This is a genomic window from Micromonospora noduli (assembly GCF_003264475.1).
GTDB classification, from domain to species: domain Bacteria; phylum Actinomycetota; class Actinomycetes; order Mycobacteriales; family Micromonosporaceae; genus Micromonospora; species Micromonospora noduli.
Map to the genome: position 1 here is coordinate 582,112 of NZ_PYAC01000012.1, position 26,665 is coordinate 608,776.

General features: G+C 72.6%; 25 protein-coding genes and 1 pseudogene. 18 read left to right on the forward strand and 8 right to left on the reverse strand.

Features of this window, described 5'->3' with window-relative positions:
- Positions 1–270 precede the first annotated feature (270 nt).
- Both MED15_RS17430 and MED15_RS17435 read left to right on the forward strand, forming a co-directional pair.
- Complete coding sequence (locus MED15_RS17430; RefSeq protein ID WP_030335309.1) at positions 271–489, forward strand: hypothetical protein; 219 nt, start codon at positions 271–273, stop codon at positions 487–489.
- Positions 490–684: 195 nt separating this feature from the next.
- Positions 685–1,785 (forward strand): D-alanine--D-alanine ligase family protein, encoded by a 1,101-nt coding sequence (locus tag MED15_RS17435; protein WP_091393084.1) that lies wholly within the window; start codon positions 685–687, stop codon positions 1,783–1,785.
- A gap of 55 nt (positions 1,786–1,840) precedes the next feature.
- On the opposite strand, the gene MED15_RS17440 is transcribed toward MED15_RS17435, so the two are convergent.
- Positions 1,841–2,524 carry a DUF3515 family protein gene (locus MED15_RS17440; protein ID WP_112582478.1) on the reverse strand — a complete coding sequence of 228 codons (684 nt, stop codon included), beginning with the start codon at positions 2,522–2,524 and terminating at the stop codon, positions 1,841–1,843.
- A 9-nt stretch (positions 2,525–2,533) separates the two neighbouring features.
- The gene (locus MED15_RS17445) at positions 2,534–2,767 is read right to left on the reverse strand and encodes an Lrp/AsnC ligand binding domain-containing protein (protein WP_030487446.1); all 234 of its coding nucleotides are present in this window, start codon (positions 2,765–2,767) and stop codon (positions 2,534–2,536) included.
- Positions 2,768–2,863: 96 nt separating this feature from the next.
- Here MED15_RS17445 and MED15_RS17450 point away from each other — a divergent pair, with 96 nt between their 5' ends.
- Complete coding sequence (locus tag MED15_RS17450) at positions 2,864–3,853, forward strand: thiamine-phosphate kinase (protein WP_112736206.1); 990 nt, start codon at positions 2,864–2,866, stop codon at positions 3,851–3,853.
- A gap of 29 nt (positions 3,854–3,882) precedes the next feature.
- Positions 3,883–4,344, forward strand: a complete 462-nt coding sequence (locus MED15_RS17455) for a GNAT family N-acetyltransferase (protein ID WP_112582014.1) — start codon at positions 3,883–3,885, stop codon at positions 4,342–4,344.
- 177 nt (positions 4,345–4,521) lie between these two features.
- Here MED15_RS17455 and rpmB read toward each other — a convergent pair whose 3' ends face one another.
- Complete coding sequence (gene rpmB / locus MED15_RS17460; protein ID WP_011905179.1) at positions 4,522–4,713, reverse strand: 50S ribosomal protein L28; 192 nt, start codon at positions 4,711–4,713, stop codon at positions 4,522–4,524.
- A gap of 287 nt (positions 4,714–5,000) precedes the next feature.
- On the opposite strand from rpmB, the gene MED15_RS17465 reads away from it, so the two are divergent.
- Both MED15_RS17465 and recG read left to right on the forward strand, forming a co-directional pair.
- Positions 5,001–6,614, forward strand: coding sequence for a DAK2 domain-containing protein (locus MED15_RS17465; protein ID WP_112582477.1), 1,614 nt, complete (start codon positions 5,001–5,003; stop codon positions 6,612–6,614).
- Complete coding sequence (gene recG / locus MED15_RS17470; protein ID WP_112603456.1) at positions 6,611–8,809, forward strand: ATP-dependent DNA helicase RecG; 2,199 nt, start codon at positions 6,611–6,613, stop codon at positions 8,807–8,809. Before MED15_RS17465 ends, recG begins: the two co-directional genes overlap by 4 nt.
- 76 nt (positions 8,810–8,885) lie before the next feature.
- On the opposite strand, the gene MED15_RS17475 is transcribed toward recG, so the two are convergent.
- Positions 8,886–9,848: an S-Ena type endospore appendage gene (locus MED15_RS17475; protein WP_112582011.1), complete on the reverse strand. Its 963-nt coding sequence runs from the start codon at positions 9,846–9,848 to the stop codon at positions 8,886–8,888.
- Between the two features lie 398 nt (positions 9,849–10,246).
- Between MED15_RS17475 and rsmD the strand changes: the two genes are divergently transcribed.
- The 9 genes and pseudogenes from rsmD (at position 10,247) to MED15_RS17520 (ending at position 18,268) form a co-directional block, all read left to right on the forward strand.
- Complete coding sequence (rsmD, locus tag MED15_RS17480; protein WP_091393070.1) at positions 10,247–10,810, forward strand: 16S rRNA (guanine(966)-N(2))-methyltransferase RsmD; 564 nt, start codon at positions 10,247–10,249, stop codon at positions 10,808–10,810.
- Positions 10,807–11,289 carry a pantetheine-phosphate adenylyltransferase gene (gene coaD / locus MED15_RS17485; protein ID WP_091393067.1) on the forward strand — a complete coding sequence of 161 codons (483 nt, stop codon included), beginning with the start codon at positions 10,807–10,809 and terminating at the stop codon, positions 11,287–11,289. The genes rsmD and coaD overlap by 4 nt, the downstream gene beginning before the upstream one ends.
- A gap of 267 nt (positions 11,290–11,556) precedes the next feature.
- A complete protein-coding gene (locus MED15_RS17490; RefSeq protein ID WP_030335287.1) occupies positions 11,557–12,054 on the forward strand; it encodes an SPFH domain-containing protein in 498 nt (165 codons plus the stop codon).
- 109 nt (positions 12,055–12,163) lie between these two features.
- Positions 12,164–12,727, forward strand: a complete 564-nt coding sequence (locus tag MED15_RS17495) for a YceD family protein (RefSeq protein ID WP_091393061.1) — start codon at positions 12,164–12,166, stop codon at positions 12,725–12,727.
- A 5-nt stretch (positions 12,728–12,732) separates the two neighbouring features.
- Complete coding sequence (rpmF, locus tag MED15_RS17500) at positions 12,733–12,906, forward strand: 50S ribosomal protein L32 (protein WP_030335284.1); 174 nt, start codon at positions 12,733–12,735, stop codon at positions 12,904–12,906.
- Positions 12,907–13,020: 114 nt separating this feature from the next.
- Positions 13,021–14,004: a phosphate acyltransferase gene (locus MED15_RS17505; RefSeq protein WP_112582010.1), complete on the forward strand. Its 984-nt coding sequence runs from the start codon at positions 13,021–13,023 to the stop codon at positions 14,002–14,004.
- Positions 14,001–14,717, forward strand: a pseudogene (rnc, locus tag MED15_RS17510) (ribonuclease III); the annotation flags it as partial. The gene MED15_RS17505 and the pseudogene rnc, both read left to right, overlap by 4 nt.
- 253 nt (positions 14,718–14,970) lie before the next feature.
- The gene (gene mutM / locus MED15_RS17515; protein WP_112736208.1) at positions 14,971–15,828 is read left to right on the forward strand and encodes a bifunctional DNA-formamidopyrimidine glycosylase/DNA-(apurinic or apyrimidinic site) lyase; all 858 of its coding nucleotides are present in this window, start codon (positions 14,971–14,973) and stop codon (positions 15,826–15,828) included.
- A gap of 220 nt (positions 15,829–16,048) precedes the next feature.
- Positions 16,049–18,268 carry an MMPL family transporter gene (locus MED15_RS17520; protein ID WP_112736210.1) on the forward strand — a complete coding sequence of 740 codons (2,220 nt, stop codon included), beginning with the start codon at positions 16,049–16,051 and terminating at the stop codon, positions 18,266–18,268.
- Between the two features lie 51 nt (positions 18,269–18,319).
- Here the strand turns inward: MED15_RS17520 and MED15_RS17525 are convergent, their stop codons facing one another.
- A complete protein-coding gene (locus MED15_RS17525) occupies positions 18,320–19,162 on the reverse strand; it encodes an endo alpha-1,4 polygalactosaminidase (protein WP_112699987.1) in 843 nt (280 codons plus the stop codon).
- 115 nt (positions 19,163–19,277) lie between these two features.
- Positions 19,278–20,441: a CAP domain-containing protein gene (locus tag MED15_RS17530; RefSeq protein WP_112699988.1), complete on the reverse strand. Its 1,164-nt coding sequence runs from the start codon at positions 20,439–20,441 to the stop codon at positions 19,278–19,280.
- Positions 20,442–20,813: 372 nt separating this feature from the next.
- On the opposite strand from MED15_RS17530, the gene MED15_RS17535 reads away from it, so the two are divergent.
- The 3 genes from MED15_RS17535 (at position 20,814) to MED15_RS17545 (ending at position 25,591) form a co-directional block, all read left to right on the forward strand.
- On the forward strand, positions 20,814–21,008 hold the full coding sequence (locus MED15_RS17535) for a hypothetical protein (RefSeq protein WP_030487463.1): 195 nt from the start codon (positions 20,814–20,816) through the stop codon (positions 21,006–21,008).
- A gap of 348 nt (positions 21,009–21,356) precedes the next feature.
- Positions 21,357–24,971: a chromosome segregation protein SMC gene (smc, locus tag MED15_RS17540; RefSeq protein WP_112582002.1), complete on the forward strand. Its 3,615-nt coding sequence runs from the start codon at positions 21,357–21,359 to the stop codon at positions 24,969–24,971.
- The gene (locus MED15_RS17545; protein WP_112736212.1) at positions 24,971–25,591 is read left to right on the forward strand and encodes an HAD family hydrolase; all 621 of its coding nucleotides are present in this window, start codon (positions 24,971–24,973) and stop codon (positions 25,589–25,591) included. Before smc ends, MED15_RS17545 begins: the two co-directional genes overlap by 1 nt.
- A gap of 7 nt (positions 25,592–25,598) precedes the next feature.
- Here the strand turns inward: MED15_RS17545 and MED15_RS17550 are convergent, their stop codons facing one another.
- Together MED15_RS17550 and MED15_RS17555 are read right to left on the reverse strand one after the other, a co-directional pair.
- Positions 25,599–26,120, reverse strand: a complete 522-nt coding sequence (locus tag MED15_RS17550) for a DinB family protein (RefSeq protein ID WP_112725576.1) — start codon at positions 26,118–26,120, stop codon at positions 25,599–25,601.
- Positions 26,121–26,164: 44 nt separating this feature from the next.
- Positions 26,165–26,659 carry a universal stress protein gene (locus tag MED15_RS17555; protein ID WP_181518596.1) on the reverse strand — a complete coding sequence of 165 codons (495 nt, stop codon included), beginning with the start codon at positions 26,657–26,659 and terminating at the stop codon, positions 26,165–26,167.
- Positions 26,660–26,665: the final 6 nt, after the last annotated feature.

Consider the following 26,665-nt stretch of genomic DNA (forward strand, 5'->3'; position numbering starts at 1 on the left):
GGTCGCATACATTTGCGGGAACGTCTGCATGAGAGAACGTCGATGGGAGTTGCATTCACGCCTATACACGTGTCAATCTGTGATGGCGTCCTCACCGCCGGTTGTCGTGGCGACGGTGGTGGTGAGCGACCGGAGGGGATGGGGCGCGCGGCGATCGGGTTTCTCCCCCGTACCCGATCGTCGCGTGCCGCCCCTCCATCCCGGCCTGCCGGAAGGAGACGACGTGCGAACCCGCCCGGAGCCCCCCGCCGTACCCTGGGGCGGCGTGCGATGACCCGCTTCCTCGTGGTGCTCACCGACGTGCGCCCCGTCGAGGGCGTCAACCGCAACGAGCGGGTCGCGCCGGAACGGCGCCGGCAGGTCGTCGGCGCCAGCAGCCGGGAGGCCGCCGACCGCATCGCCGGCGCGTTCATGGCGCTGGGCATGGTGCGGGCCGGTCGGCAGCGGGTGAAGGTGATCGCGGTGGGCCGCCGGCACTCCCGGGACTGAGCAGCCCCAGGTCAGCGCTCTGTGGCACCGCTACCACCCGGTTACGCACCGTATATCCTCTCCTGACCGTTTGCCGTGTCGTGCCGTGGCTCGCCGGGTATCGCCTCGCCCCGTGGCCACGCACAGTAAGGTCAACCGGGTGAGCGCCACCGGCGAGCACGACCAGCCGCAGTCGCGTACGAAGAGGTGACCGGAGTGACCACCCCAGGCAAGACCCGCGTGGCGATCGTCTTCGGCGGCCGCAGCCCGGAGCACGGCATCTCCTGCGTCAGCGCCGGCAGCGTGTTCGGCGCACTCGACCCGGACGAGTTCGAGGTGGTGCCGGTGGGCATCACCCGGGCCGGCCAGTGGGTGCTGACCAACGGAGACCCCGCCCAGCTCGCGATCAACGCCCGTCAGCTGCCGGAGATCACCGCCGACTCGGGCGACGACATCGTGCTGCGCGCCGACCCCACCGGTAACGGACTGATGGTGCTCGACCCGACCGAGGGCCCCCGGGCGCTGGCCGACGTGGACGTGGTCTTCCCGGTGCTGCACGGCACCTACGGCGAGGACGGCACCATCCAGGGAATGCTGGAGATGGCCGGCATCCCCTACGTCGGGGCGAACGTGTTCGCCTCCGCGGCCGCCATGGACAAGGAGTTCACCAAGAAGCTCTGTGCCGTCGAGGGCATCCCGGTCGGCACGTACGCCGTGCTGCGCAACGGCATGACGCTCAGCGAGCAGGACAAGGAGCGGCTCGGCCTGCCGGTCTTCGTCAAGCCGTCCCGGGCCGGGTCATCGTTCGGCGTCAGCAAGGTCACCGACTGGGCCGAGCTGGACGCGGCGGTCGCCGCCGCCCGGCAGTTCGACCCGAAGGTCATCATCGAGGCCGCGATCGTCGGCCGCGAGATCGAGTGCGGTGTGCTGGAGGGCGAGGCCGGCGGCACGCCCGAGGCGTCCGTGCTGGCCGAGGTACGGGTCGTCGCCGACCACGACTTCTACGACTTCGAGGCGAAGTACCTCGACGACTCCTGCGAGTACGACATTCCGGCCAACCTGCCGGAGAAGGTGACCCGCCAGGTGCAGGAGTACGCGGTCCGCGCGTTCACCGCGCTGGACTGCGCCGGTCTGGCCCGGGCCGACTTCTTCGTCACTCCCGAGCTGGACGTCTACCTCAACGAGATCAACACGATGCCCGGCTTCACCCCGACGTCGATGTTCCCGCGGATGTGGGCGGCCTCCGGCCTGGAGTACCCGAAGCTGGTCAACCGGCTGATCCGTACCGCCCAGCGTCGCGGCGTCGGCCTGCACTGAGCCGTCCGATCCCGCCCGCGCAGGTCAAGCCGGCGCGGGCGGAGTCGGTTCGAGTTCAGCGCTGGCAGCCGGACGGGATCGCGCCGCCGGAGGGCACGCTCGCCACGATCGTGCTGGAGATCGTCGGCAACCACTGCAACGGCTGCTCGTACGAGCGCGGGACGCGCACGGTGATCAGCGTCTCCCGGTCGACGGTGGAGAGGACCGCCGCGTCGGCCTGCTCGGCCAGGTGCCAGCAGACCCGGTTGACCGTCCAGACCTCGTCGGTGCTGGGGAAGGCCGGCTCGGTGCCGCCGCAGGCCACGGTGAGCGCGGGGTCGCCGTAGGCGGCGTTCTGCTCCGGGCCGGCGGTGACCGGCCGCTGAGCCAGGTCGCGGATGCTCGCCGGAAGCTGGGAGAGCAGGGCCCGGCAGACCGTGGCCGGGCGGGCGGCCAGCGCCGGGGCGGCCATCTCCACCGGGGTGGTGGACTGCACCCGGGCGGTGGTCGCGGAGGGCGTCGGCGCGGCGGCCGGCGCGTCCGGGCTGAGCTTGCTGAAGGCCAGCACGGCCACCAGCAGCGTGATCGGCAGCGCGATCAACGTGGCCAGCAGGGCCGCGCCACGCATGGTCCGATCCCGGCCGGCCGGCGCGGCGGCGGCGGGATCGGTCGACTCGCGGTTACCGTCAGCCGGCTCCGACGTCCCGTCGGCCGCGTCGCGCGCCCCGTCGTCGTCCAGAGCCGAGGAGGAGGTCGTCATCTCGTCCACTTACAGCCGCACCACCGAACACGTGAGGGTGCGAGTGATGCCGGGCACCATCTGCACCTTGCTGACGATGAGTTTGCCGAGCTCGTCGACGGTGTTCGCCTCGGTGAGGACGACCACGTCGTACGGCCCGGTGACGGCGTCGACGCGTACCACGCCGGGGATGTCCGCGATGAGACCCGCCACGTCACGTGCGCGGCCGACCTCGGTCTGGATGAGGATGTACGCCTGTACCACGACTCGACCTCCGTCCGTCGCCGCCCGGGAGCGGCCCGAAGGGTGAAAGTACCTTACGGACCAGGTCTGATCCCTATCGGTGGTCAAGGAGCAGCGGTGAGCGAGCACGGCGGAGCCGGGCAGCACGGGCGGAACGCCAGCGGTGGCGTCGGCGTGTCCGGGATCGGGGAGTTCGGGCTGATCGGGAAAATCACCGCCCGACTGTCGTACGGGCCGACGACCCTGCTCGGCCCGGGCGACGACGCGGCGGTCGTGGCCGCGCCGGACGGCCGGGTGGCGGCCTCCACCGACGTGCTGGTCGACGGGCGGCACTTCCGCCGGGACTGGTCATCGGCCCGCGACGTCGGGCACCGGGCGGCAGCCGCCAACCTGGCGGACATCGCGGCGATGGGTGCCACGCCGACCGCCCTGCTGGTCGCTCTCTGCATGCCGGCGGACCTGGACACCGCCTGGGCGGAGGAGTTGGCCGACGGGATCTCCGCCGAGGCGGCGACGGTCGGCGCGAGCGTCGTCGGCGGGGACATGTCGGCCAGTCCCACCCTGACCGTCGCGGTCACCGCGCTGGGCGACCTGGCGGGCCGTCCGCCCGTGCTGCGCTCGGGGGCCCGACCGGGGGACGTGCTCGCTCTGGCCGGGCGCACCGGGTTCGCGGCAGCCGGGCTGACCGTGCTGACCCGGGGCTTCCGTACCCCCCGGCTGTTGGTCGAGGCGTACCGGCGGCCGCAGGTGCCCTACCAGGCCGGCCCGCAGGCCGCCCAGCTCGGCGCCACCTCCATGATCGACGTGTCGGACGGGCTCCTCGCCGACCTCGGGCACGTCTCGGCGGCCAGCGGGGTGGCGATCGACGTACGCCGCGACGGGTTCGAGGTGCCCCGGCAGATGGCCGACGCGGCGCAGGCACTGGGCGTCGACCCGTACACCTGGATCCTCGCCGGTGGCGACGACCACGCGCTGGCCGCGACCTTCCCCCCGGCGGTGGTCCTGCCGTCGGGCTGGCGGCCGATCGGCCTGGTCACCGACGGTGCCGGCGTGACGGTCGACGGCGTCGCCCACGACGGCCCGGTCGGCTGGGACCACTTCCGGTGAGACCCGCGCGCGGCCGTACCCTGGATACCGTGAGTGAGATCGAGATCCGGGTGGTGCGGTTCGACGCACCGGTGGCGCAGCACCTGATCCACGCCGCACTGGCGGACCTCGGTGCCCGCTACGGCGGCACCGGCGACGACACCCCGGTGGACGCGGCCGAGTTCGAGCCGCCCGACGGCGCGTTCCTGGTGGCCTACCTGGCCGGCGAGCCGGTCGGCTGCGGTGGCTGGCGCAGTCACGGCGCGGACACCGCGGAGCTGAAGCGGATGTACACGACCCCGGCGGCACGGGGGCGGGGGGTGGCCCGTGCGGTGCTGGCGGCCGTCGAGCGCTCCGCCCGCGAGCAGGGCCGCAAGCGGGTGGTCCTGGAATGCGGCGACAAGCAGCCCGAGGCGATCGCCATGTACGGCTCCGCCGGGTACGAGCGGATCCCGAACTTCGGCTTCTACAAGGACGCGGAGGGCTGCGTCTCCTTCGGCCGCACCCTCTGACCTGCGCGCCGGCCGCGGTGGGCCCGGCCTGGCCGGTGTGCCGGCCCCGCCGGGCTCGGCCTGGCCGGTGTGCCAGGCCACCCGGCCGGTGTGCGGCGTCCGCCCGGGCACACGACAGAGCCGGCGGACCCTCGGGGTCCGCCGGCTGAGCCGAACGAAAAGGTGGGTGCTACCGCGTCAGGCGCGGGTGACCTTGCCGGCCTTGATGCACGAGGTGCAGACCTTCAACTTCTTGGTGTTGCCGCCACCGGCCGGGGTACGCACCGACTGGATGTTCGGGTTCCAGCGGCGGTTGGTCCGCCGGTGCGAGTGGGACACGTTGTGGCCGAAGCCCGGTCCCTTGCCACAGACGTCGCACACGCTAGCCACGGGATACTCCTGGGATTGATACGTTCATGAGGTCGCCGGCAGGTGCTGCCCGGGCAACCTGGTCAGGTTACCCGATGACTCGCCGACCCGGCCAACCGGCCCGGTCCGGCGCTCGCCCGTGCCCCGGCTCACGCCTGGTCGTGGGCCCGTCCGCCCAACGGTGGGCCGGCCCGGCGGCAAGGGTACCGGAGGCGCTCCTCCCCGCTGCGGCCAGCGCCGGCCCGGGCCGGCGCGGACACGCCGGACGAGTCCGACGGGTGTCGGTGCGCGCCAGTAGGCTTCTGCCCGTGCTGGACACCCTCGACGCCGCCGCGGTCCGCCGCTGGTGCGCGAGCGGGCTGGCCGCACTGAAGCGTCACCAGGGCGAGATCGACCAGCTCAACGTCTATCCGGTGCCCGACGGCGACACCGGCACCAACCTTGTGCTCACCCTCACCTCGGCGCAGCAGGCGCTCGCCATGGATCTGGACACTCTCCCCGACAGCGGGCCGACAGCGCACGGGCACGCGCTGCGGCTGATGGCGCAGGGCGCGCTGCTCGGCGCGCGGGGCAACTCCGGGGTGATCCTTTCGCAGATCCTGCGTGGTTTCGCCGACCAGGTCGCCGGGGTGCCGGCGGTGCGTGGCCGGGAGTTGGCCGCCGCTCTGCGCTCCGGCACCGCCGCCGCGTACACCGCGGTCTCCCGGCCGGTCGAGGGCACAGTTCTCACAGTGGTCGCGGCGGCCGCCGCCGCAGCCGAGGGCGCGGACAGCGACGACCTGCCGACGGTGGCCGGCGTCGCGGCCCGGGCGGCGGCCGAGGCGCTCGCCCGCACCCCGGAACAGTTGCCGGCGCTGGCCCGCGCGGGCGTGGTCGACGCCGGTGGTCGAGGGCTCTGCGTCCTGCTCGACGCCCTGGTCGAGGTGCTGACCGGGGAGCGCACGGCCCGGCCCGCGCCGACGCCGCGCTCCGCCCGCCCGGCGGCCACCGTCGCCCGCGAGACCGGTTCGGATGAATACGCGTACGAGGTGCAGTTCCTGCTCGACGCCCGAGCCGAGGCGGTCGCCGGGCTGCGGCGAGCACTCGACGCCCTGGGAGATTCACTGGTCGTCGTCGGCGACGGGCGTGAGCCGGAAGGCACCTGGAACGTGCACGTGCACGTCAACGACGTGGGCGCGGCGGTCGAGGCCGGTGTCGCCGCCGGCCGCCCGTACCGCATCTCGGTGACCCGTTTCGCCGACCAGTCGGAGTCGCCCTCCGGCCCGGTGGTGGCCGGCCGGGCCGCGGTGGTGGTGGCCACCGGCGGCGGCATCGCCGACCTGTTCGCCGCGGAGGGCGCCACCGTCGTGCCGGGCAACCCGTCCACGGGTGAGTTGCTGGACGCCGTCCGCAGCACCGGCGCGGCCCGGGTGGTGGTGCTGCCCAACGACGCCAACACCGAGGCGGTGGCGAGCGCGGCCGCCCGCGAGGCCCATCGGTACGGCATCAAGGTGAGCGTGGTGCCGACCCGCTCGCCGGTGCAGGCGCTCGCAGCCCTCGCGGTCCGCGACGGTGACCGCCGTTTCGAGGACGACGTCATCGCGATGGCCGAGGCGGCTGGCGCCTGCCGTTACGCCGAGGTCTGCCATGCCAGCCGGGAGGCGCTGACAGTGGCCGGCCCGTGCCGTCCCGGTGACGTGCTGGCGTTGGTGGAGGGGGAGGTGCACCTGATCGGCACCGACCTCACCGACACCTGCGCGGCAGTGGTCGACCGGATGCTCGGTGGTGGCGGCGAGATGGTCACACTGCTGGCCGGGGTGGACGCTCCGGCCGGGCTCACCGATGCCGTCCGCGCGCACGTCGCGCGACGCTGGCCGTTCGTCGAGGTGCACGCGTACCCGGGCGGTCAGCCGTTTTATCCGCTCCTGGTAGGGATCGAATGAGCGAACCAGCCACGGTGGACACTCCGCTGAAGAAGCTGGTCGGGGACAAGACAGCCAAGGCGCTGGCCTCGCACCTCGACCTGCACACCGCGGGTGACCTGGTCTACCACTTCCCGCGTCGCTACGACGAGCGTGGTGAACACACCGACATCCGCTCGCTGGACGTCGGTGAGCAGGTCACCGTGCTGGCCCAGGTGCAGCGCACCGCGGTGCGCCCGATGCGTCAGCGGCGGGGCAACCTGCTGGAGGTGACAGTCGGCGACGGCTCCGGCGGGGTGCTGACGTTGACCTTCTTCGGCAACCAGGCGTGGCGCGAGCGCGAGCTGCGCCCGGGCCGGTGGGGCCTGTTCGCCGGCAAGGTCACCGAGTTCCGGGGCAAACGGCAGCTCAACGGCCCGGAGTACGTCCTGCTCGGCGAGGGTGGCGACGGTGAGGCAGCGGTCAGCGACGACATCGAGGAGTTCGCCGGGGCGCTGATCCCCGTCTACCCGGCCGCCGCGGCCGTGCCGACCTGGGTGATCGCGCGCTGCGTGCGCGTCGTACTGGACACGTTCACCCCGCCGGACGATCCACTGCCGAGCGCCGTGCGGGCCAGCCGCAAGCTGGTCGGGCTGGGCGCCGCGCTGACCGAGATCCACCGGCCGTCCAGCAAGGAGGCGCTGCACCAGGCCCGCCGGCGACTCAAGTGGGACGAGGCCTTCGCCGTCCAGGTGACACTGGTGCAGCGCAAGCACCGGGCGGCCGACTGGCCGGCCCGACCCCGCCCGGCGCGCCCGGGTGGGCTGCTGGAGGCCTTTGACGCCCGACTCCCGTACGAGCTGACGGCCGGTCAGCGTGAGGTGGGTGTGGAGATCGCGGCGGACCTGGCCACCCCGCACCCCATGCACCGCCTGTTGCAGGGCGAGGTGGGCTCGGGCAAGACGGTGGTGGCGCTACGGGCGATGCTTCAGGTGGTCGACGCGGGCGGGCAGGCCGCGCTGCTGGCACCCACCGAGGTGCTGGCCGCCCAGCACCACCGCGGCATGCTCGACCTGCTCGGGCCGCTCGGGCGGGCCGGTGAGCTGGGCTCCGCCGAGCACGCCACCCGGGTCGAGCTGGTCACCGGCTCGCTGGGCGCGGCGGCTCGCCGCCGGGCGCTCGGCGAGGTGGCCAGCGGTGCCGCCGGCATCGTGCTCGGCACCCATGCCCTGCTGTACGAGGGGGTCGACTTCGCCGACCTCGGCCTGGTGGTGGTCGACGAGCAGCACCGCTTCGGCGTGGAGCAGCGCGACGCCCTGCGGGCCAAGGCCGACCAACCGCCGCACGTGCTGGTGATGACGGCCACCCCGATCCCGCGCACTGTGGCGATGACCGTCTACGGCGACCTGGAGGTCTCCACGCTCTCCCAGCTGCCCCGAGGGCGGTCGCCGATCGCCTCGCACGTGGTGCCGGCCGCCGAGAAACCCGCCTACCTGGACCGGGCCTGGCGCCGGCTGCGCGAGGAGGTGACCGCCGGCCACCAGGCGTACGTGGTGTGCCCGCGGATCGGTGACGGGCCGACCAGCGACGAGGAACCGCCACCCGAGGACGACAACGGCCGTCGGCCACCGCTGGCGGTCACCGAGGTGGCTCCGCTGCTGGCCGAGGGCCCGCTGCACGGCCTGCGGATCGGGGTGCTGCACGGTCGACTGCCGGCCGACGAGAAGGACGCGGTGATGCGTACCTTCGCGGCCGGTGACCTGGACGTGCTGGTGGCGACGACAGTGATCGAGGTTGGCGTGGACGTGCCGAACGCCACCGTGATGATCGTGTTGGACGCCGACCGGTTCGGCGTCTCCCAGCTGCACCAGCTGCGGGGCCGGGTCGGCCGGGGTGCTGCCGCCGGGCTCTGCCTGCTGGTCAGCGAGGCGGCCGAGGGTTCGTCGGCGCGGGAACGGTTGGACGCGGTCGCGTCCACGAGTGACGGTTTCAAGCTCGCCGAACTGGATCTGGAGCAACGCCGCGAGGGCGACGTGCTGGGTGCCACCCAGTCCGGTCACCGTTCGCACCTGCGGTTGCTGTCCCTGCGACGCGACGCCGATCTGATCCGCGACGCCCGCGCCGAGGCGATCACCCTGATCGAGGACGACCCGGAGCTTGCCCGCAGCCCGGCACTGGCCGCCTCGGTGGCCGCACTGGTGGACGAGGATCGCGCGGAGTACCTGGAAAAGGGCTGACCACAGAGGCCATCACATGGCTGAGGGCGCGCCGACCGGGTGGTCGACGCGCCCTCAACTGTCAGAGCGGGTTGGTTCAGGCGGTGAAGCGAACCCGACGACGACGGGCCACCACGAACAGGGCGGCACCGGCGGCCAGCAGCACCACGGCGCCGGCGATGATGCCGCCGGTGGCAGCACCGGTCAGCGGCAGAGCCGGTTCGTCCTTACCGCCACCCTGACCCGGGGCGCACTCGGCCGGCTGCTCCCAGGCGATCGGCGCGGTGTCGTCGAGGCCCTCGGCGGCCGGCGTGACGGTCAGACCCTCGAACGCGTCGAAGGAGACGGAACCGGTCTCGCCCGGCTTCACGACAAGCGTCTTCACCTCGCCCTTGTTCGGGGTCAGGGTGAGCGTGACGGTCTCACCGTCGGCGGGGTTCTCAATCGTGAAGGTGAGCTTGTCGCAGGTCGACTCGACCGAGCCCACCGGCTCCGCCGGAGCCGGGGTGGCAGTCGGGGTCGGGCTCTGGGTCGGAGGCTGGCTCGGCGACGGAGAGACGACAGTGGGGGTCGGGGTGGGGGTCGCCGACGGAGTGGCGGTCGGCGTCGGGCTGCTCGGCGAGGGCGTGGCCTCTGCCGCGCAGGTGCCCTTCGGCTCGGCGGCCACGGTCCGCTCCTCGGTCACGATCCGGTCGGAGCGCACCCACCGCGCCTCGACGGTCAGCTCGATCGTCGGCCGCTTCTGGTCGAAGCGGTGGGCCTGGGTGCCGGTGAGGAAACCCTCGCCCTTCGCCGGGAGAGTGGCGTCCTTCGCCAGGCCACCGGTGAAGTCGGCCGGGACGGTCGACTCGAGCTTGGTGATCTTCGCGTCGATGTTCTCGCTGTTGCCGACCGTCCAGGTCACCTTGACCTGGCCGTCGGAGGTCAGGCAGTAGGTGCCGGAGGGCTCGGGGTGGTGGGCACTCGCGGGGCTCGCGAGGACGCCGACGCCGGCGATGCCGATCAACGCGCCCGCAGCGATGGCCGCGACGCGCCGGAACGGAGACTTGGGAGGGTTCACGCCTGCTCCTGGTGAGGGGGGTACGGATCGCGTGGCGGGAGGCCGGGAGACATCGTGACCGGGGGGTCACCTGCTCACCGGGGGCGTCGCGCGACGCGGTGGTGTTCCCGCGGCGAAAGCGGGGACAGGGGGAGACTGTACTGATGGGTGGTTAATGAGGGGAGTTCAGATCATTGCCATCCGGCAATGTAGTCGATTCGTGATCTTTGATAGACCGAAGGTGTCGGTCCGGTCACTGGGGACGGTGCGGCCACCGTGGCTCCACGGTGGATGCCGCGCCGTCGGGGCTGCTCAGGTGCTCCCCGTCGTCGCCGGCCGGCCAACCCCTCGGATCCGCGCCGTGCTGACCGGGTCCGCGCCGCGTCGCGTAGCGTCGCGGGCATGAGCAGGAGGAAACGGTGACCCGGATCGTGGCCGGGACGCTCGGTGGCCGGCGGATCGCCGCGCCGCCCGGCGCCGGCACCCGACCCACCTCGGACCGGGTCCGGGAGGCGCTGTTCAGTGCCGTCCAGGCCGAGGTCGATCTCGACGGCGCCCGCTTCGCCGACCTGTACGCCGGCTCCGGCGCGGTCGGCCTGGAGGCGCTCTCCCGGGGTGCCCGGCACGTGTTACTGGTCGAGTCCGACCCGCGGGCGGCCCGGGTGATCCGGGAGAACGTGGCGGCCCTCCGTGCCGGTCCGGCGGCCCGTCTGGTCACCGGCAAGGTGGCGACGGTGCTTGCCGCCGGACCGGACGGCGAGCCGTACGACGTGGTCTTCGCCGACCCGCCGTACGCCGTGCCGGACGAGGAGATCACCGCGCTGTTGGCCGCGCTGGTCGACGGCGGCTGGCTGGCGCCCGACGCGTTGGTGGTGGTGGAGCGGTCCCGCCGTACCAGGGAGTTCGACTGGGTGGAAGGGATCACCGCCGAGCGCAGTCGCCGTTACGGCGAGACCACCCTTTGGTACGGTCGCCGATCATGAGACGTGCGGTGTGCCCTGGTTCGTTCGACCCGGTCACCAACGGACACCTCGACATCATCGGGAGGGCCAGTCGGCTCTTCGATGAGGTGATCGTCGGTGTGCTGGTGAATCAGTCGAAGAGTGGCCTGTTCACCGTCGAGGAGCGCATCGAGATGCTCCGCGAGGTGACCTCGTCGTACGGCAACGTGCGGGTCGAGTCGTTCCGAGGGCTGCTGGTGGACTTCTGCCGGGCCCAGCAGGCCAGTGTGCTGATCAAGGGCCTGCGGGCGGTCAGCGACTTCGACTACGAGTTGCAGATGGCCCAGATGAACATAGGTCTGGCCGGCGTCGAGACGCTCTTCATGCCGACCAACCCGCTCTACTCGTTCCTCTCGTCGAGCCTGGTCAAGGACGTGGCCAAGTGGGGTGGCGACATCTCCGCCCACGTCCCCGACCCGGTCCGCGAAGCCCTCCAGGCCCGCCTGGGCCCCCGCCCCTAACCTGCCCCCACGCCCTCGCTCCTTCACTCCCGGGATCTTGCACTTGTGGTTCCCTGACCGCCCCTTTCGGCGTCGTTCGGCGCGACCGAAAGTGCAAGATCGGCGCGGGGGAGGCCGGGTGGGAGCCGGGGGTGACTATGTCGCGACTCGCCGGGTTGGGGTGAGTGGGGCGGCGGTGGGGCCGGCACGACATGATTGGTGGCGCGGGGAACGGCCGTAGCCCGCATCATGGAGGTCGGCCGACGAACGACAGGAGTGAGGTAGCCGGTGGACCCGCTCGATCGCATCGACGAACTGATCGCCATCCTGGAGCAGGCCCGCTCCGTCCCGATGTCGCGCAACAACTGCATGGTCGACCGGGGTGAGATGATCGCTGCCCTCGATGAGATGCGTGCCGATCTCCCCGCCGACCTGCGTCGCGCCGCCGCGCTCCTCGAGGAGCGCGACAAGATCATGGAAGCCGGCAAGCGCGAGGCGGACCGGATCATCAGCGAGGGTGAGGCAGAACACGCCCGCCTGGTCTCCGTGAACGAGATCACCGTGTCGGCCGAGCACGAGGGCGCCCGGATCATCGGCGAGGCCCGCGCCGAGGCGCAGCGCCTGCGTGAGGAGGTCGACGACTACGTCGACACCGCGCTGGCCAACTTCGAGCAGTTCCTCACCCGGGCGCTGGCCTCGATAGAGCGCGGCCGGGACAAGATGCACGCGCTGCGCGAGATCGGCACCTTCGCTGGGGATGAGGCGGAACGCCCGCTACCCTTCTGAGCGGCACCTCACCAGCCGACTTCTCAGGCGGGCGTCGCCCCCGGTTCGACGGTCCGGCGGTCGTCCAGGTAACCTTTTTTGTCGGCCTCTCACCGGCCGGAGTCTAACTATGCCCAAGCACTCGCCATCGACACTCAACCCCAGGTCGCCGTTGGTCCTCGACACGAGGGACCTCCCGCGTCGCCCTGGCGCGTTGCGTGAGGTCCGGCGGGTCGTGCCGGCACCGGCGGACCTCGGTGTGGAGTTGATCGGCGTGCCGGAGGGCGCGGACCTCGACCTCGATCTGAGGTTGCAGTCGGTGTCCGAGGGCGTGCTCGTCTCCGGGACCATCACCGGTCCCGTCCGGGGCGAGTGCGGCCGTTGCCTGCGCGAGATCAACGACTCGATGGGCGTGACGATCCAGGAGCTGTACGCGTACGAGGACAGCACCACGGACGCCACGACCGACGAGGACGAGGTGGGCCGGATGCAGGGCGATCTGATCGACCTGGAGCCGGCGCTGCGGGACGCGTTGGTGCTCACGCTGCCGACCAACCCGCTCTGCCGGGAGGACTGCCCAGGACTGTGCCCCGAATGCGGGGCGCACTGGGACGATCTGCCGGCCGACCACAGTCACCAGCAGATCGACCCGCGTTGGGCGGGCCTGTCGCAACTGACCGTTACAGAGGAGTAAGAACCGTGGCCGTCCCGAAGCGCAAGATGTCGCGCAGCAACACCCGGTCCCGCCGGGCGAACTGGAAGGCGACAGTGGTCGCGACCGTTGCGTGCCCGCAGTGCAAGTCCCCGAAGCTGCCGCACGCCGCCTGCTCCGTCTGCGGCACCTACAACGGCCGCCAGGTTCTCGAGGTCTGACCTGGACGCCGAGTGACGCCCCCGACCCCAGGTCGGGCGGCGCGCGCATCCTGGCATTCGCCCGGTGCTCCGGCTCCCTCCGACGCCGGCCGGCCCAATCCGGCCGGCGTTCCGGTGGAGCCGGGCGCCGCGCGGATCGCCGTTGACCTCCTCGGCGGGGACGACGCTCCCGCCGTCGTGGTTGACGGCGCTCTGCGGGCCATGCGCGCCGACCCTGACCTGCATCTGCTTCTCGTCGGTCCGACTGAGGTCGCCGACGAGCTGATTGCTGCCCTCGATCCGGCGCAACGCGCCCGGATCACGGTGCGGCCCGTTCGCGACGTAGTCGGCATGGCCGACCATCCCAGCGCCGCCCGCTCCGAGAGCACCGTCCGGGCCGCGGTCACCGCCGTCCGGGACGGGACCGCCGACGCCCTGGTCTCCGCCGGCGCCACCGGCGCCACAGTCACCGCAGCCGTGCTCGGCCTCGGCCGCTCGCCGGAGATCCGCCAACCCGCGCTGGCCGCCACCCTGCCCGCCGTGGCGGGACCTGTCGTGTTGCTCGACGTCGGCGGCTCCCTGGAACCCCGCCCGGCCACCCTCGCCCGCCACGCCGTGCTCGGCGCCGCGTACGCGGCGGTGGCCCACTCGATCGCCGCGCCCCGGGTCGGGCTGCTCTCGGTCGGCACCGAGGCCGGCAAGGGCGACCGGGTCCGCCGCGCCACCGACCCCCTGCTCGCCGTCGAACCGCTGCCCGGTGGGGCGCGCTACGTCGGCCTGGTCGAGGGGTACGACGTGGCCCTCGGTGCGCGCGCAGATGTGGTCGTCACCGACGGCTTCACCGGTAACGTGCTGCTCAAGGCCATCGAGGGCGCGTACGCGATGGCCGGCGGCCCACCTGCCCAGGGCGGCGCGCCCCGCGCGGCGGCCCTGCTGGGCGTCGCGGGGACGGTGGTCGTCTGTCACGGGTCCGCCCGCGCCGACGACGTCGCCTCCGGCATAGCTCTCGCCGCCCACCTGTGGCGGCGGCGCGCCACCGATCTGGTCTCCGCGTTGCTCGACCGCGACGCCGCGACGGATCGCACCGACCGCTCCACCGACACCGAGGTACGCACATGAGCAACGACAAGCGGCGGCGGGCGTCCGTCGGTCACCTGGAAGCCGCCTTCGGAGTGAGCCTGGAACCCGAGCTGCTCCAGCGCGCGTTGACCCACCGGTCGTACGCGTACGAGAACGGCGGGCTGCCGACCAACGAGCGGCTGGAGTTCCTCGGCGACTCGGTGCTCGGCGTGGTGATCACCACGGCGCTCTTCCACAACCACCCGGATCTGCCCGAGGGGCAGTTGGCCAAGTTGCGGGCCAGCGTGGTCAACATGCGGGCGCTCGCCGACGTGGCCCGCGGCCTGGGCCCGGACGGGCTGGGCGCGTACCTACTGCTCGGGAAGGGCGAGGAGACGACCGGGGGCCGGGACAAGGCGAGCATCCTCGCCGACACGCTGGAGGCGCTGCTCGGCGCGATCTACCTCCAGTACGGCCTGGACACCACGGGCATCGTCATCCACCGGCTCTTCGACCCGCTGATGGCCGAGTCGGCTGGTCGCGGGGCCGCCCTGGACTGGAAGACCAGCCTCCAGGAGCTGACGGCGGCGCTCGGGCTCGGCGTCCCGGAGTACCGGATCGAGGGCACCGGCCCGGATCACCTCAAGACGTTCACCGCCTGGGTGGTGGTGGCCGGCATCCGGTACGGCGGCGCCGAGGGGCGCAGCAAGAAGGAGGCCGAGCAGCGGGCCGCCGAGGCCGCCTGGCGGACGCTCGCCGAGCAGAACGGCCAAGCCGGCGACGACGGCAAGGACAGCCAAGCCAGCATCGACGGCAAGGACGGGCGGGCCGGCGACGACCGCCGGAACGGTCGGGTCGGCGACGACCGCACGGACCAGCCGATCGACCCGGACGACGCGGCCGACCGGGACGAGCCGTTCGGGCCGCTGGAGCGCGCCGAGCGGGCGGCTCAGGCCGAGCAGGCCGACCACCTGGCGCAGGCACTGCCGGCCGGGGGCGCCGACGGTCACGAGACGGGTCGGCGGCGTGCCTGAGCTACCCGAGGTGGAGACCGTCCGACAGGGGGTGGCCCAGTGGGTCGTCGGCCGTCGGATCGCCTCCGTCGAGGTTCGTCATCCGCGTGCGGTCCGCCGGCACGCTCCCGGCGACGTGCACTTCGCCGACGTGCTCGCCGGCCGGACGGTGCTGGACGCCCGCCGTCGCGGCAAGTACCTGTGGCTGCCACTGGACAGCGGTGACGCGATCGTCGGGCACCTCGGCATGTCGGGTCAACTGCTGCTCCAGCCACCGGGGACGACGGACGAGACCCACCTTCGGGTCCGGTTCCGGTTCAGCGACGACGGCCCGGAGCTGCGTTTCGTCGACCAGCGAACGTTCGGCGGGCTCTCGGTGAGCGAGGGCGGCGCCGAGCTGCCCGACGAGATCGCGCACATCGCCCGCGACCCGATGGACCCGGAGTTCTCCGACGAGGCGTTCGTCGCGGCGCTGCGCCGCCGGCACACCGAGGTGAAGCGGGCACTGCTCGACCAGACCCTGATCTCCGGGGTGGGCAACATCTACGCCGACGAGGCGCTCTGGCGCGCCAAGCTGCACGGCGGCCGACCCACCGACGCGTTGACCGGCCCGGCCGCACAGCGCCTGCTCGGCCACGTCCGCGACGTGCTGGCCGAGGCGATCAGCGAGGGCGGCACCAGCTTCGACGCCCTCTACGTGAACGTCAACGGCGAGAGTGGCTACTTCGACCGGGCGCTCAACGCCTACGGCCGCGAGGGCGAGCCGTGCCGGCGGTGTGGCGCGCCGATCCGCCGCGAGGCGTTCATGAACCGGTCCTCGTACAGCTGCCCGAACTGTCAGCCACGGCCCCGGGGTTCCCTTCGGGGATGACCCGGAGCCGGCTCGGGGCGATGCCGGCGGGTCGCGGCCTGTCGCTCCGGGGTGGACCCCGGTGTACGTCCGGATCGCGGTTCGACCCCCGGCGAACGCACCCCCGCACCCGGTCCGGTGGTTCCAGGGTGGGCCCGGGTCGATCCCCGATGTGACCGCCTCGTCACGCACCTAGCGTCAGCACCGTTGACAGGGGGTTGACGTGACAGGGGGACCCGAGATGGGGAGAAGACCGGTGACGGTGCGGCTGGCGCGGTGGAGCGCCGAGCACCCGTGGCGGGCGATCGCGCTGTGGGCCGTGTTCGTGGCGGTGTGTTTCGTGGGCGGCAACGCCGCCGGACTCAACGAGGCCACCAGCGGTGACCAGGCGATCGGCGAGGCGGGGCGGGCCAGCCTCATCGTGGACGGCGGTGACTTCGACGACCCGGCCGTGGACAACGTCCTCATCACCTCCAGGGGCGGCGCGTTGGACCAGGCGGCGGCGAAGTCGGCGGCCGACGACGCGGCGGCCCGGCTGCGTACGGTCGCCGGGGTGGCCGGGGTGGGCCAGCCGGTCACCGCGCGGGACGGCTCGGCGCTGCTGCTGCCGATCACCATGTCGGGTGACCCGGAGACGGCCTCGGATCGGGTGCAGCCGTTGCGCGACGCCACCGCCTCCGTGCAGGACGCGTACCCCGGGCTGCGCGTCGAGCAGGTCGGCGGGCCGTCGATCGGCCAGGCCCTCGACGACACCCTGGGTAAGGACTTCAAGCGCGCCGAACTGCTCAGTCTGCCGGTCACCCTGGCGATCCTGATCATCGCGTTCGGCGCGCTGATCGCGGCGAGCGTGCCGGTGCTGCTGGCGCTCTCCTCGGTGGCCGCCGCGATGGGTCTGTCCACTCTCGCCTCGCACCTGGTGCCGGCCACCGACACCACGGCACCGGTGATCCTGCTGATCGGCATGGCGGTCGGCGTCGACTACTCGCTGTTCTACATCCGTCGGGAGCGGGAGGAACGCGCCAAGGGTCGGTCCGGTCTGGACGCGGTGGAGATCGCCGCGGAGACCTCCGGGCACGCGGTGGTGGTCTCCGGCTTCGCGGTGATCATCTCGATGGCCGGGCTGCTGCTCGCCGGCGACGTGGTCTTCTCGTCCCTCGCCATCGGTTCGATCCTCGTGGTGGCCGTCGCGGTGACCGGTTCACTGACCGTCCTGCCCGCCCTGCTGGCCCGGCTCGGTCGTTGGGTGGACCGGCCCCGGGTGCCGCTGCTCTGGCGACTGACCGCGCCGCGTACCGGCCGGCACGGCGAGTCCCGCGCGCCCCGGCTGTGGCCGGCGGTGCTCCGGCCCGCGCTGCGCGCGCCGGTGGCGACGCTTGTCATCTCGGTCGGGCTGCTGCTCGCGCTGGCCGCGCCGGCGCTCGGGATGAAGCTGAAGTTCCCCGGCATGGAGGACCTGCCTCGCACGACGCCGGCAATGCAGGCGTACGACCGGCTCACCGCCGCCTTCCCGAGCGCCGGCACCAATCACGTGGTGGCCGTCCGGGCGCCCGCCGACCAGGCCGACCGGGTACGCGCCGCCCTCACCGGCCTGTCCACCCGGGCTGCCGGCGATCCGCTGTTCGCCCCGGCCGAGGCGGACGGCCCGAAGATCGAGGTGTCGGCCGACCGGCGGGTCTCGGTGCTGGACGTCCCCACCCCGTACGCCAGTCGCGACGACCGGTCGGTGCAGTCGTTGGAGAAGCTGCGCGGGGACCTGGTCCCGGCCGAGCTGCGCGGCATTCCCGGCATCGAGTACGCGGTGGGCGGGAGTGTCGCCGACAGCGAGGACTACGCCCAGCACGTCCGGGACAAGTTGCCGCTGGTCATGGGCTTCGTGCTGGTGCTGACCTTCCTGGTCATGACGTTCACCTTCCGGTCGGTGGTGATCGCGGCCAGCTCGATCGCGCTGAACCTGCTCTCCGCGGGTGCCGCGTACGGTCTGCTGGTGCTGATCTTCCAGGGCGAGTGGGCGCAGGGACTGCTCGGCTTCACGTCGATGGGCGCGATCGTGTCCTGGTTGCCGCTGTTCCTGTTCGTGGTGCTGTTCGGCCTCTCGATGGACTACCACGTCTTCGTGGTCAGTCGGATCCGCGAGGGTGTCCGGTCCGGCCTGCCCAACCGCGACGCCGTGTCGTACGGGATCACCTCGTCGGCCGGAGTGGTGACCAGCGCGGCGATCGTGATGGTCGGGGTCTTCTCGATCTTCGCCACGCTGAGCACTATCGACATGAAGCAGCTCGGCATCGGTCTGGCGGCGGCGATCCTGCTGGACGCCACCATCATCCGGGGAGTGGTGCTGCCGGCGCTGATGACCATGCTCGGCGATGCCAACTGGTGGGCCCCGCGCTTCCTGCGGCCCCGCCCGGCACCCGCGCCCACCGACCCGCCCGCCCCCGCGCCGGAGCTGGTCCCGGTCCCCTGACCGCCCGAACCCGCTGGGCCAGGCCGCGAATCGTGGCCTGGCCCAACGGGGTCAGGGAAGTGGGCAGGGCTCCCGGGAGGCGTCCAGCGTGCGGTCCTTGCGGATCGACGCGAAGCCGTAGCCGACGGTGGTGACGCAGAAGTCGTCGGTCGAGCCGGTGTACTCGACGTGAAAGACCGGCTTGCCGGCGTCGCTGAACGGCAGCAGTTTGGCGCACTGGGCCAGCCGGACGCACTCCTCGTTGACCGCGAAGTCGAAGTCCGGGGCCAGCGCGGCGAGCTGTGGCACGTCGTTGACCAACCCCGGGGAGAGACTCAGCGAGCGGGCCAACTCGGCCAGCCGGCGGTTGAACAGCAGTTGGTCGTCGAAGTCGAGAGCAAAGCCGGTGCGTGCCGCGTACCCGTCGGCGTCGAAGAGCGCCACCGCGCCGAAGCCCTTGCCCCGGCAGAGCCGGAACCGGTCGGCCAGCACCGGCCGGAGCGCGTCCCAACTCCGGACGTCCAGCCACCGGCTGTCGGGTCGACGCCCGGCCGCGCCCCGGACGACCTGCGGGAACCGGCTGGCGTCCGGGTCGTCGGAGCGGACCGATCCCACGTTCACCTGGCAGATCAACCGGCGGTCCCGGGAGCGCAACTCGGCGGTCTGTGCGGCGGTGGTGGCCACCGGGTCGAGGAGGAAGACGTGGGCGTCCACCGCCGGGTCGAGCTGGCCGCTGAGCTGCCACTGCCACTGCCAGTGCCGGGCCTGGGCCGCCGGCCACGCGGTGGGCGCGCCGGGCGGGGTCAGCTCGGGCCGGCACCCGTACGCCGGCACCAGCAGCACGAGAGCGACGCTGGCGGACAGGGCGCGGCGCAGTGGGCGTACGGCGACGCGTCGCCGCGGCCGGATCCGCATCGGCAGCTCCCGGGTCCCGGACGGCCGGTCGCCGCCCGCACCGGTACGCGGCCCCCACGCTCCGGCCCGACGTACCTCACGGGTCAACGAGCGCGGGGGCGGGAACGACGCGCGGTCAGCGCGGCGCCGCGAAGACCTGCGTCCAGTACGGCCCGTTGCTGTTGGCGATGCCGACGCCGATTTCGGTGAACGCGCAGTTCAGGATGTTGGCCCGGTGGCCGGAGCTGTTCATCCAGGCGTCCATCACAGCGGCGGGGGTTTTCTGGTTCCAGGCCACGTTCTCGCCGTACGTGCGCCAGGTGTAGCCGACCCGGTCCAGCCGGGTGCCGGCGTTGCTGCCGTCGCTGCCGGTGTGTGACATGTTCTGGTTGTCGGCCTGGTCCTGGCTGTGCCGCTGGGCGGCCGTCATCAGCTTGTCGTCGATGCTCAGCGCCTTGCAGCCGGCCTTGGCCCGCTCGGCGTTGACCAGGTCCACCACCTCACGGGCCTGAGCGCTGACGGAGCCGCTGGAGCCGTTGGAACCGGTGGAGCTGCCGGTGTTGCTCGGCGCGGTGCTGCGCTCGACGCTGCGGCGCGACGCGGCGGTGCTCCGCGACGACGCCGGCGTGGGCTTGACGACCTTGCTGGGCGACGGGCTCGGAGACGCCGGGGTGGGGATGGTTGACGGGGAGGGTGCGGCGAGGGTGTCCAGCGCCGGCTCTTCGGTCGGCGCGGCCGACGCGGCGAAGGAGTCGTCGACGGCCGTCGGTTGGGCGGCCCCGTCGTCACCGCCGGGGAGGGTGAGCGCGCCGACGCCGAAGCTGACCACGAGGGTGGCGGCCGCGGCGGCGCCCCCGATCATCAGCGGCCGGCGCCAGCGGCGTGGGGAGCGGTGCCGTCCCTCGCCGGGCCGGCCGGTCTCGGCTGCGCCGTGCCAGCCGTCGGTGCTCTCCGGGTCGGTGTCGGTGTGCCAGCCGCCGGGCGCCTCGGCGCGCCGTCCGCCGGTGGTGTCCTGGGCCGGGCGGCTGTCGCCCCAGCCGTCGGTCTCGCTGTCCGGCTGGTAGGCCCCCCAGGCCGCGGTGCGGGCGTCGGCCGCCTCGGCGGGGATCACCGGGTCCGGTTGCCGGCCCTCGGTGGGCTGCTCCCGGTGCCACTCGTCGCCCGACTGACCGGGCTCGTCGCCGAAGAGGTAGGCCGAGCGGGGCTCTGGGCGGTCGTGCAGCCAGGCCGGCTCGTCGGTCGGTCCCTCGGCGCGCCGGGGGGCGCCGTTCGGGTCCATCGGATCGGTCCAGCCGTACACGCCTATGCCTCCAGGGGTCGGTTGCGGGCCGGGGTGACGCTACGGCGCGCCTACGACCTGCGGCAACGTGGCTAAGAAAGAGTTAAGGGGAAGTCGGACGCCAGGGTGCGGACTTCCGCAGATCCGGGCGTACAGTAAAGGCGTCCGGACAGAGAGTGTCCGTGCCTTGCGGCAGCCCCCCGACAAGTGGACAGGTCGACGTGGAGATGATCTACGGCCTGCGAGAACTTGACGAAGGAGGGGTTTGCGGCTCAATATATAGGTGTCGCCAGTCGCGCCCGGTCATGCCCAGATACAGCCTGGAATGACAGCCGCGTATGAATTGGGCGCGCGTTGGCCGGCCTTTCCGGCAGCGCATATCAAGGAGTCAGCATGGCGAAGGCCCTCTACGGCCACGTAGGTGCAGCGCCCGACCGGCGTCTGCTCGACGAGGTCACCCGACTGCGTTCCAGGGTTCAGGCACTGGAGTTCGAGATCACGCGTCTGCGTGCCGACAATGATCGGCTCGCGGCGGCCGCGGCGGAGGCGGACGATCTGCTCCGTCTGGCCGAGCCGGCGCTGACCTGATCTTCAGGTCGTAAAAACTGAATCGCACCACCGCAAAAATACGCGCCGACACCTCTGTGCCGGCGCGTAACACTGTCCGGGTCCTTTTCGACGCCGACGATTCATGATCTTGCGGCCGATCGTGCGGGAAGCGCGCCGCGCAGTTACCGAAAAGCGCGTCGGCGGATAAGCCGATCATGAAAGGCGCTTGCCTTTCTCGCGGTCTCCGGAACAACAGCGCGCCCACCGTCGACACGACGCGGGGCGGGTCGCGTGCCGGGCCGCTCGCACCGCCGGGTTAGTCTGCGAGTTCACCCAGGTCCCCACAGCCGGCGACGGTACGGCGGCCACCGGACGAGGATCGAGTAGGTGTATCTCAAGAGCCTGACGGTGAAGGGGTTCAAGTCCTTCGCCTCCGCGACGACGTTGAAGCTGGAGCCCGGGATCACCTGCGTGGTGGGCCCGAACGGCTCCGGCAAGTCCAACGTCGTCGACGCCATCGCCTGGGTCCTCGGCGAACAGGGCGCCAAGGCCCTCCGTGGCGGCAAGATGGAGGACGTCATCTTCGCCGGCACCGCCGGCCGGGCACCGCTGGGTCGTGCCGAGGTCACCCTCACCATCGACAACACCGACGGCGCGCTGCCGATCGAGTACACCGAGGTGTCCATCACCCGCCGGATGTTCCGCTCCGGCGAGAGCGAGTACGAGATCAACGGCAACTCCTGCCGGTTGCTCGACATCCAGGAGCTGCTCTCCGACTCCGGCATCGGCCGGGAGATGCACATCATCGTCGGGCAGGGCCGCCTCGACGGCATGCTGCACGCCAAGCCGGAGGACCGCCGGGCGTTCATCGAGGAGGCGGCCGGCGTCCTCAAGCACCGCAAGCGCAAGGAAAAGGCGCTGCGCAAGCTCGACGCGATGCAAGTAAATCTCAATCGCTTGACCGACCTCACGGCCGAGCTGCGTCGTCAGCTCAAGCCGCTGGGCCGGCAGGCCGAGGTGGCCCGGCGCGCCGCCGCCATCCAGGCCAACCTGCGCGACGCCCGGTTGCGACTGCTCGCCGACGACCTGGCCACCCTGCGGACCACCCTCGACCGGGAGATCGCCGACGAGACCGCGCTGCGCGAGCGGCGCGAGCAGATCGAGGGTGAGCACACCGAGGTGCAGGGCCGGCTCGGCGAGTTGGAGGCCGCCCTCGCGGAGGACGCGCCGCTGCTCGCCGCCGCCCAGGACACCTGGTACAAGCTCTCCGCCCTCCAGGAACGCTTCCGCTCGATCGAGCAGTTGGCCCGGGAGCGGCTGCGGCACCTCAGCGCCACCGGCGACGACGAGCGGCCCGGCCGCGACCCGGACCAGCTGGAGGCCGAGGCGGAACGCGTCCGCGAGCAGGAGGAGGAACTGCGCGGCGCGCTCACCGACGACCAGATCCGACTGGCCGAGGCGGTCGAGCACCGCCAGGAGTTGGAGCGGCAGTTGGCCGCCGCCGAGCGCGAGCTGGTCGCCGCGGCCAAGGCCATCGCCGACCGGCGCGAGGGGATGGCCCGGCTCACCGGCCAGGTCAACTCCGCCCGGGCCCGGACCACCAGCGCCGGCGAGGAGATCGAACGCCTCGCGATCGCGCACGCCGACGCGCTGGGCCGCGCCGAGCAGGCGCAGGCCGACCTGGACGCGGTCGCCGCCCAGTCCACCGAGGCCGACCGGGACAACGCGGACCTGGACGCCCGGCACGCCGAGGCGGTCGCCGTGCAGGAACGGGCCCAGGCCACCGTCCGATCGCTGTCCGACGCCGAGCGGGCGGCGGAGAAGGACGCCGCCACCTGGAAGGCCCGCGAGGAGGCACTCGCCCTGGGGCTGCGGCGCAAGGACGGCGCCGGGGCGCTGCTCGCCCGCGCCGGGGACGTGCCCGGCCTGCTCGGCAGCCTCGCCGGGTTGCTCACCGTCGCGCCCGGTCACGAGGCCGCGCTGGCCGCCGCGCTCGGCGGCCTCGCCGACGCGGTCGCCGTCAGCGGGGTGGACGAGGCCGTCGAGGCGATGCGGCTGTTGAAGATCTCCGACGCCGGCCGGGCCGGCCTGCTGGTCGGCAGCCCGGCGGGGCCCGGCATGACCGGCTCCGCCGACGCGCTGCGCCCGAAGCTGCCGGACGACGCCCGGTGGGCACCTGATCTGGTGGAGTGCAGCGCCGAGCTGCGTCCGGCGGTGCACCGGGCCCTGCGGGACGTGGCGCTCGTCGACGATCTCGCCGCCGCCGCCGAGCTGGTCGCCAGCAACCCCGAGCTGCGGGCGGTCACCCCGGACGGTGACGTGGTCGGGGCGTACGCGGCGGCGGGCGGGTCGGCCAAGGCCCAGAGCTACATCGAGGTGCAGGCCGCCGTCGAGGAGGCCCGCGCCAACCGGGTCACCGCCGAACGCGCTGGCCTGGAGCTTCGTGATCAGTTGGTCGAGGCGCGCGCCGAGGTGGCGGCCGCCAAGGAGGCCGTGCAGCACGCCGCCGCCGAGAAGCGCGAGGCGGAGAGCCACCGCAACGCTGCTGCTCGCCGGCTGGCCGAGCTGGGGGCGGCGGCCCGCTCCGCGAAGGCCGAGACCGACCGGCTCGGCGACTCCCGCTCCCGCGCCGAGGCCGCCCGGCAACGGGACCTCACCGCGCTCGCCGAGCTGGAGGAGCGGCTACGGCTGGCCGAGGAGACCCCGGTCGACGCCGAGCCCTCCACGGAGGAACGGGATCAACTGGCGGCCATGGTGCCGCAGGCCCGGCAGAACGAGATGGAGGTCCGGCTCGCCGTGCGTACCGCCGAGGAGCGGGTCTCCTCGATCGCCGGCCGAGCCGACTCGCTCGCGCGGCAGGCCACCGCGGAGCGCGCCGCCCGGGAACGCGCGGCGGCGCGGCGGGCCGCCCGCGCCCGGGGCGCGGGCATCGCCCGGTCCGTCGCCGGTGGCGCCCGGGAGGCGCTGACCCGGCTTACCACCTCGATCGCGACGGCCGAGGAGCACCGCGACGCGGTCGCCCTGGAGCGCGCCGCGCGGGAGGCAGAGCTTCAGGAGGTACGCGGTGCCGCCAAGCGGCTCGGCGCGGAGTTGGAGCGGCTGACCAGCCAGGTGCACCGCGACGAGGTGGCCCGGGCGGAGCAGCGGCTGCGCATCGAGCAGTTGGAGGCGAAGGCCGCCGAGGACTTCGGGCTGGACGTGGAGACGCTGGTCGCCGAGTACGGCCCGACTCAGCCCGTTCCGCCGACCCAGGTCGACGTCGCGGCGGCCGAACGTGACGGTCTGCCGGTGCCCGAGCCGGTGCGCTACGAGCGGCCGGTGCAGGAGAAGCGTGCCGCCAAGGCGGAACGCGAACTGGCCCTGCTCGGCAAGGTCAACCCACTCGCGTTGGAGGAGTTCGCCGCGCTGGAGGAGCGTTTCAAGTTCCTCTCCGAGCAGCTGGAGGACCTCAAGGCCACCCGTCGGGACCTGCTCACAGTGGTCAAGGACGTGGACGAACGGATCCTGGAGGTCTTCGCCAGCGCCTTCGAGGACACCGCCCGGGAGTTCGAGCAGGTGTTCACAGTGCTCTTCCCCGGTGGCGAGGGACGGCTGATCCTCACCGAACCGGACGACCTGCTCACCACCGGCGTCGAGGTGGAGGCCCGCCCGCCGGGCAAGAAGATCAAGCGGCTGTCGCTGCTCTCCGGTGGCGAGCGGTCGCTGACCGCGGTGGCCATGTTGGTGGCGATCTTCCGCGCCCGGCCCAGCCCGTTCTACATCATGGACGAGGTGGAGGCGGCCCTGGACGACGTCAACCTGGGCCGACTGATCACGTTGCTGGCACAGTTGCGCGAGAAGAGTCAGCTGATCGTCATCACGCACCAGAAGCGGACGATGGAGATCGCCGACGCGCTCTATGGCGTGACGATGCGCAGTGGGGTCACTCAGGTGATCAGCCAACGGCTCAACCGGGCCGACGAGGACGACCAGCGGCACGGCCGCGGCGAGGAGAACGGGTAGTGGCTCGGGAACGCGCGACGGCGCTCCTGCTGGACTTCGACGGCGTGCTGCGCCGGTGGGACCCGGCGGTGGCCGCCGTTGTCGAGCGGGAGTACGGCCTCTCCGAGGGCGTGCTCGGTGAGATCGCCATGCAGTGGGGGCGGCTCCAGCCGGTGCTCACCGGCCAGGTCAACCACGCCGAGTGGATGACCAGCGTGGCGGACGCCCTGGCCGAATCGGTGGGCAGCCCGGAACGGGCCCGCGCCGCTGTGGAGCAGTGGCAGAGCTACCGGGGAGAGGTCGACCAGGAGGTGCTGGCGTTCGTTCGGGAGGCCCGGGCGGCGGGCATCCGGGTCGGGCTGGGCACCAACGCCACCGACCTGCTCGACGCCGACCTGGCCGCGCTCGGCCTGGTCGGCGAGCTGGACGTGGTGGTCAACTCCTCGGTGATCGGCGTGCACAAGCCCGCCCCGGAATACTTCAAGGCCGCCTGCGTGGCCCTGGCCACTCCGCCGGCCCGGGTCCTCTGCGTCGACGACGAGGACTGGGCCGTGCGGGGCGCCCGGTCGGCCGGGCTGTCGGCGCACCGCTGGGGCGGCCACGCCGACCTGCGTTACCTGCGGGCGGCCCTGGACTACTGAGCGCCTGTCACTCGCCGGTGACGCCGTCGATGCGTTCGCGGATCAGGTCGGCGTGGCCGTTGTGCCGGGCGTACTCCTCGATCATGTGCACGTACACCCAGCGCAGGTTGAAGGTGCGCTTCTTCGCGCCGACCTCGGTGAACGTCTCGTCGAGCGAATGGCCGGCGGCGGCCTCGCGGGCCAGAGCCACCTCGCGGTGGAAGATGGCGAAGTCGGCAGCGGCGTCGGCGGCGCTGACGTCGTGGTCGGCGTCCGGGGTCTCCGGGGTGAAGTACGGGTAGTCGACAGGCTCGCCGGCGAAGTTCTCCCGGAACCACCAGGCCTCCACCTCGGCCAGGTGACGGACCAGGCCGAGCAGGGTCAGCCCGGACGGTTGGACGCTCGGCGTCCGCAACTGCTCCTCGGTCAGGCCGGCGCACTTGAGCAGCAGTGTCTGTCGGTGGTAGTCGAGCCAGCCGTCGAGCATGGTGCGCTCGTCGCCGACGTACGGTTCGGGGGTCCGGGTGATCTCCGGCGCGATCCAGGTCATGCCGCGCATCCTGCCCGGCACCTCGGACATGGCGCGACGGGTTATCAGGGCACCACGACGACCGGCCAGCGGCCGGCGCGGACCAGCCGGGTGGCGACCGAGCCGACCAGCCGGTGTCCGGCCTGCTCGGAGGCGCCGACCACCAGCATGTCGGCCTGGAACTCGTCGGCCGCCGCGCACAGCTCGCCGTACGCGTCGCCGCGCCGCACCAGCAGGGTCACCGGAATGCCCCACTGCTCGGCGCCACGCCGGCACTCCCGGCGTAGCTCGTCGGCCAACTCGTCGTGGGTGCGCTGGACCGCGCCGGCGTCCATGCCGGGCACCAGGGCGGTCAGCCCGCTCGTTGAGCTGACGAAGACCACCACCAGCGCGGCGCCCTGCCGACGGGCCAGGCCCGCGGCGTAGGAGCCGGCCCGCTCGGAGGTCCGGGTGCCGTCGATGCCCACCATGATCACCCGAGGGCCGTCCGTGCCGCGCTCGAAGGGCAGCGGTCGGGTCCGGGGGCCGTACTCCTCGCGGTCCGGTGCTCCCACGCCCATGGCTCT

Coding starts and splice junctions, on each gene's coding strand:
- MED15_RS17430 (WP_030335309.1), top strand. CDS start 271: ATGACCCGCTTCCTCGTGGTGCTCACCGACGTGCGCCCCGTCGAGGGC.
- MED15_RS17440 (WP_112582478.1), bottom strand. CDS start 2,524: ATGACGACCTCCTCCTCGGCTCTGGACGACGACGGGGCGCGCGACGCG.
- recG (WP_112603456.1), top strand. CDS start 6,611: ATGAGCGAACCAGCCACGGTGGACACTCCGCTGAAGAAGCTGGTCGGG.
- coaD (WP_091393067.1), top strand. CDS start 10,807: ATGAGACGTGCGGTGTGCCCTGGTTCGTTCGACCCGGTCACCAACGGA.
- MED15_RS17495 (WP_091393061.1), top strand. CDS start 12,164: ATGCCCAAGCACTCGCCATCGACACTCAACCCCAGGTCGCCGTTGGTC.
- MED15_RS17520 (WP_112736210.1), top strand. CDS start 16,049: ATGGGGAGAAGACCGGTGACGGTGCGGCTGGCGCGGTGGAGCGCCGAG.
- MED15_RS17525 (WP_112699987.1), bottom strand. CDS start 19,162: ATGCGGATCCGGCCGCGGCGACGCGTCGCCGTACGCCCACTGCGCCGC.
- MED15_RS17535 (WP_030487463.1), top strand. CDS start 20,814: ATGGCGAAGGCCCTCTACGGCCACGTAGGTGCAGCGCCCGACCGGCGT.
- MED15_RS17550 (WP_112725576.1), bottom strand. CDS start 26,120: ATGACCTGGATCGCGCCGGAGATCACCCGGACCCCCGAACCGTACGTC.
- MED15_RS17555 (WP_181518596.1), bottom strand. CDS start 26,659: ATGGGCGTGGGAGCACCGGACCGCGAGGAGTACGGCCCCCGGACCCGA.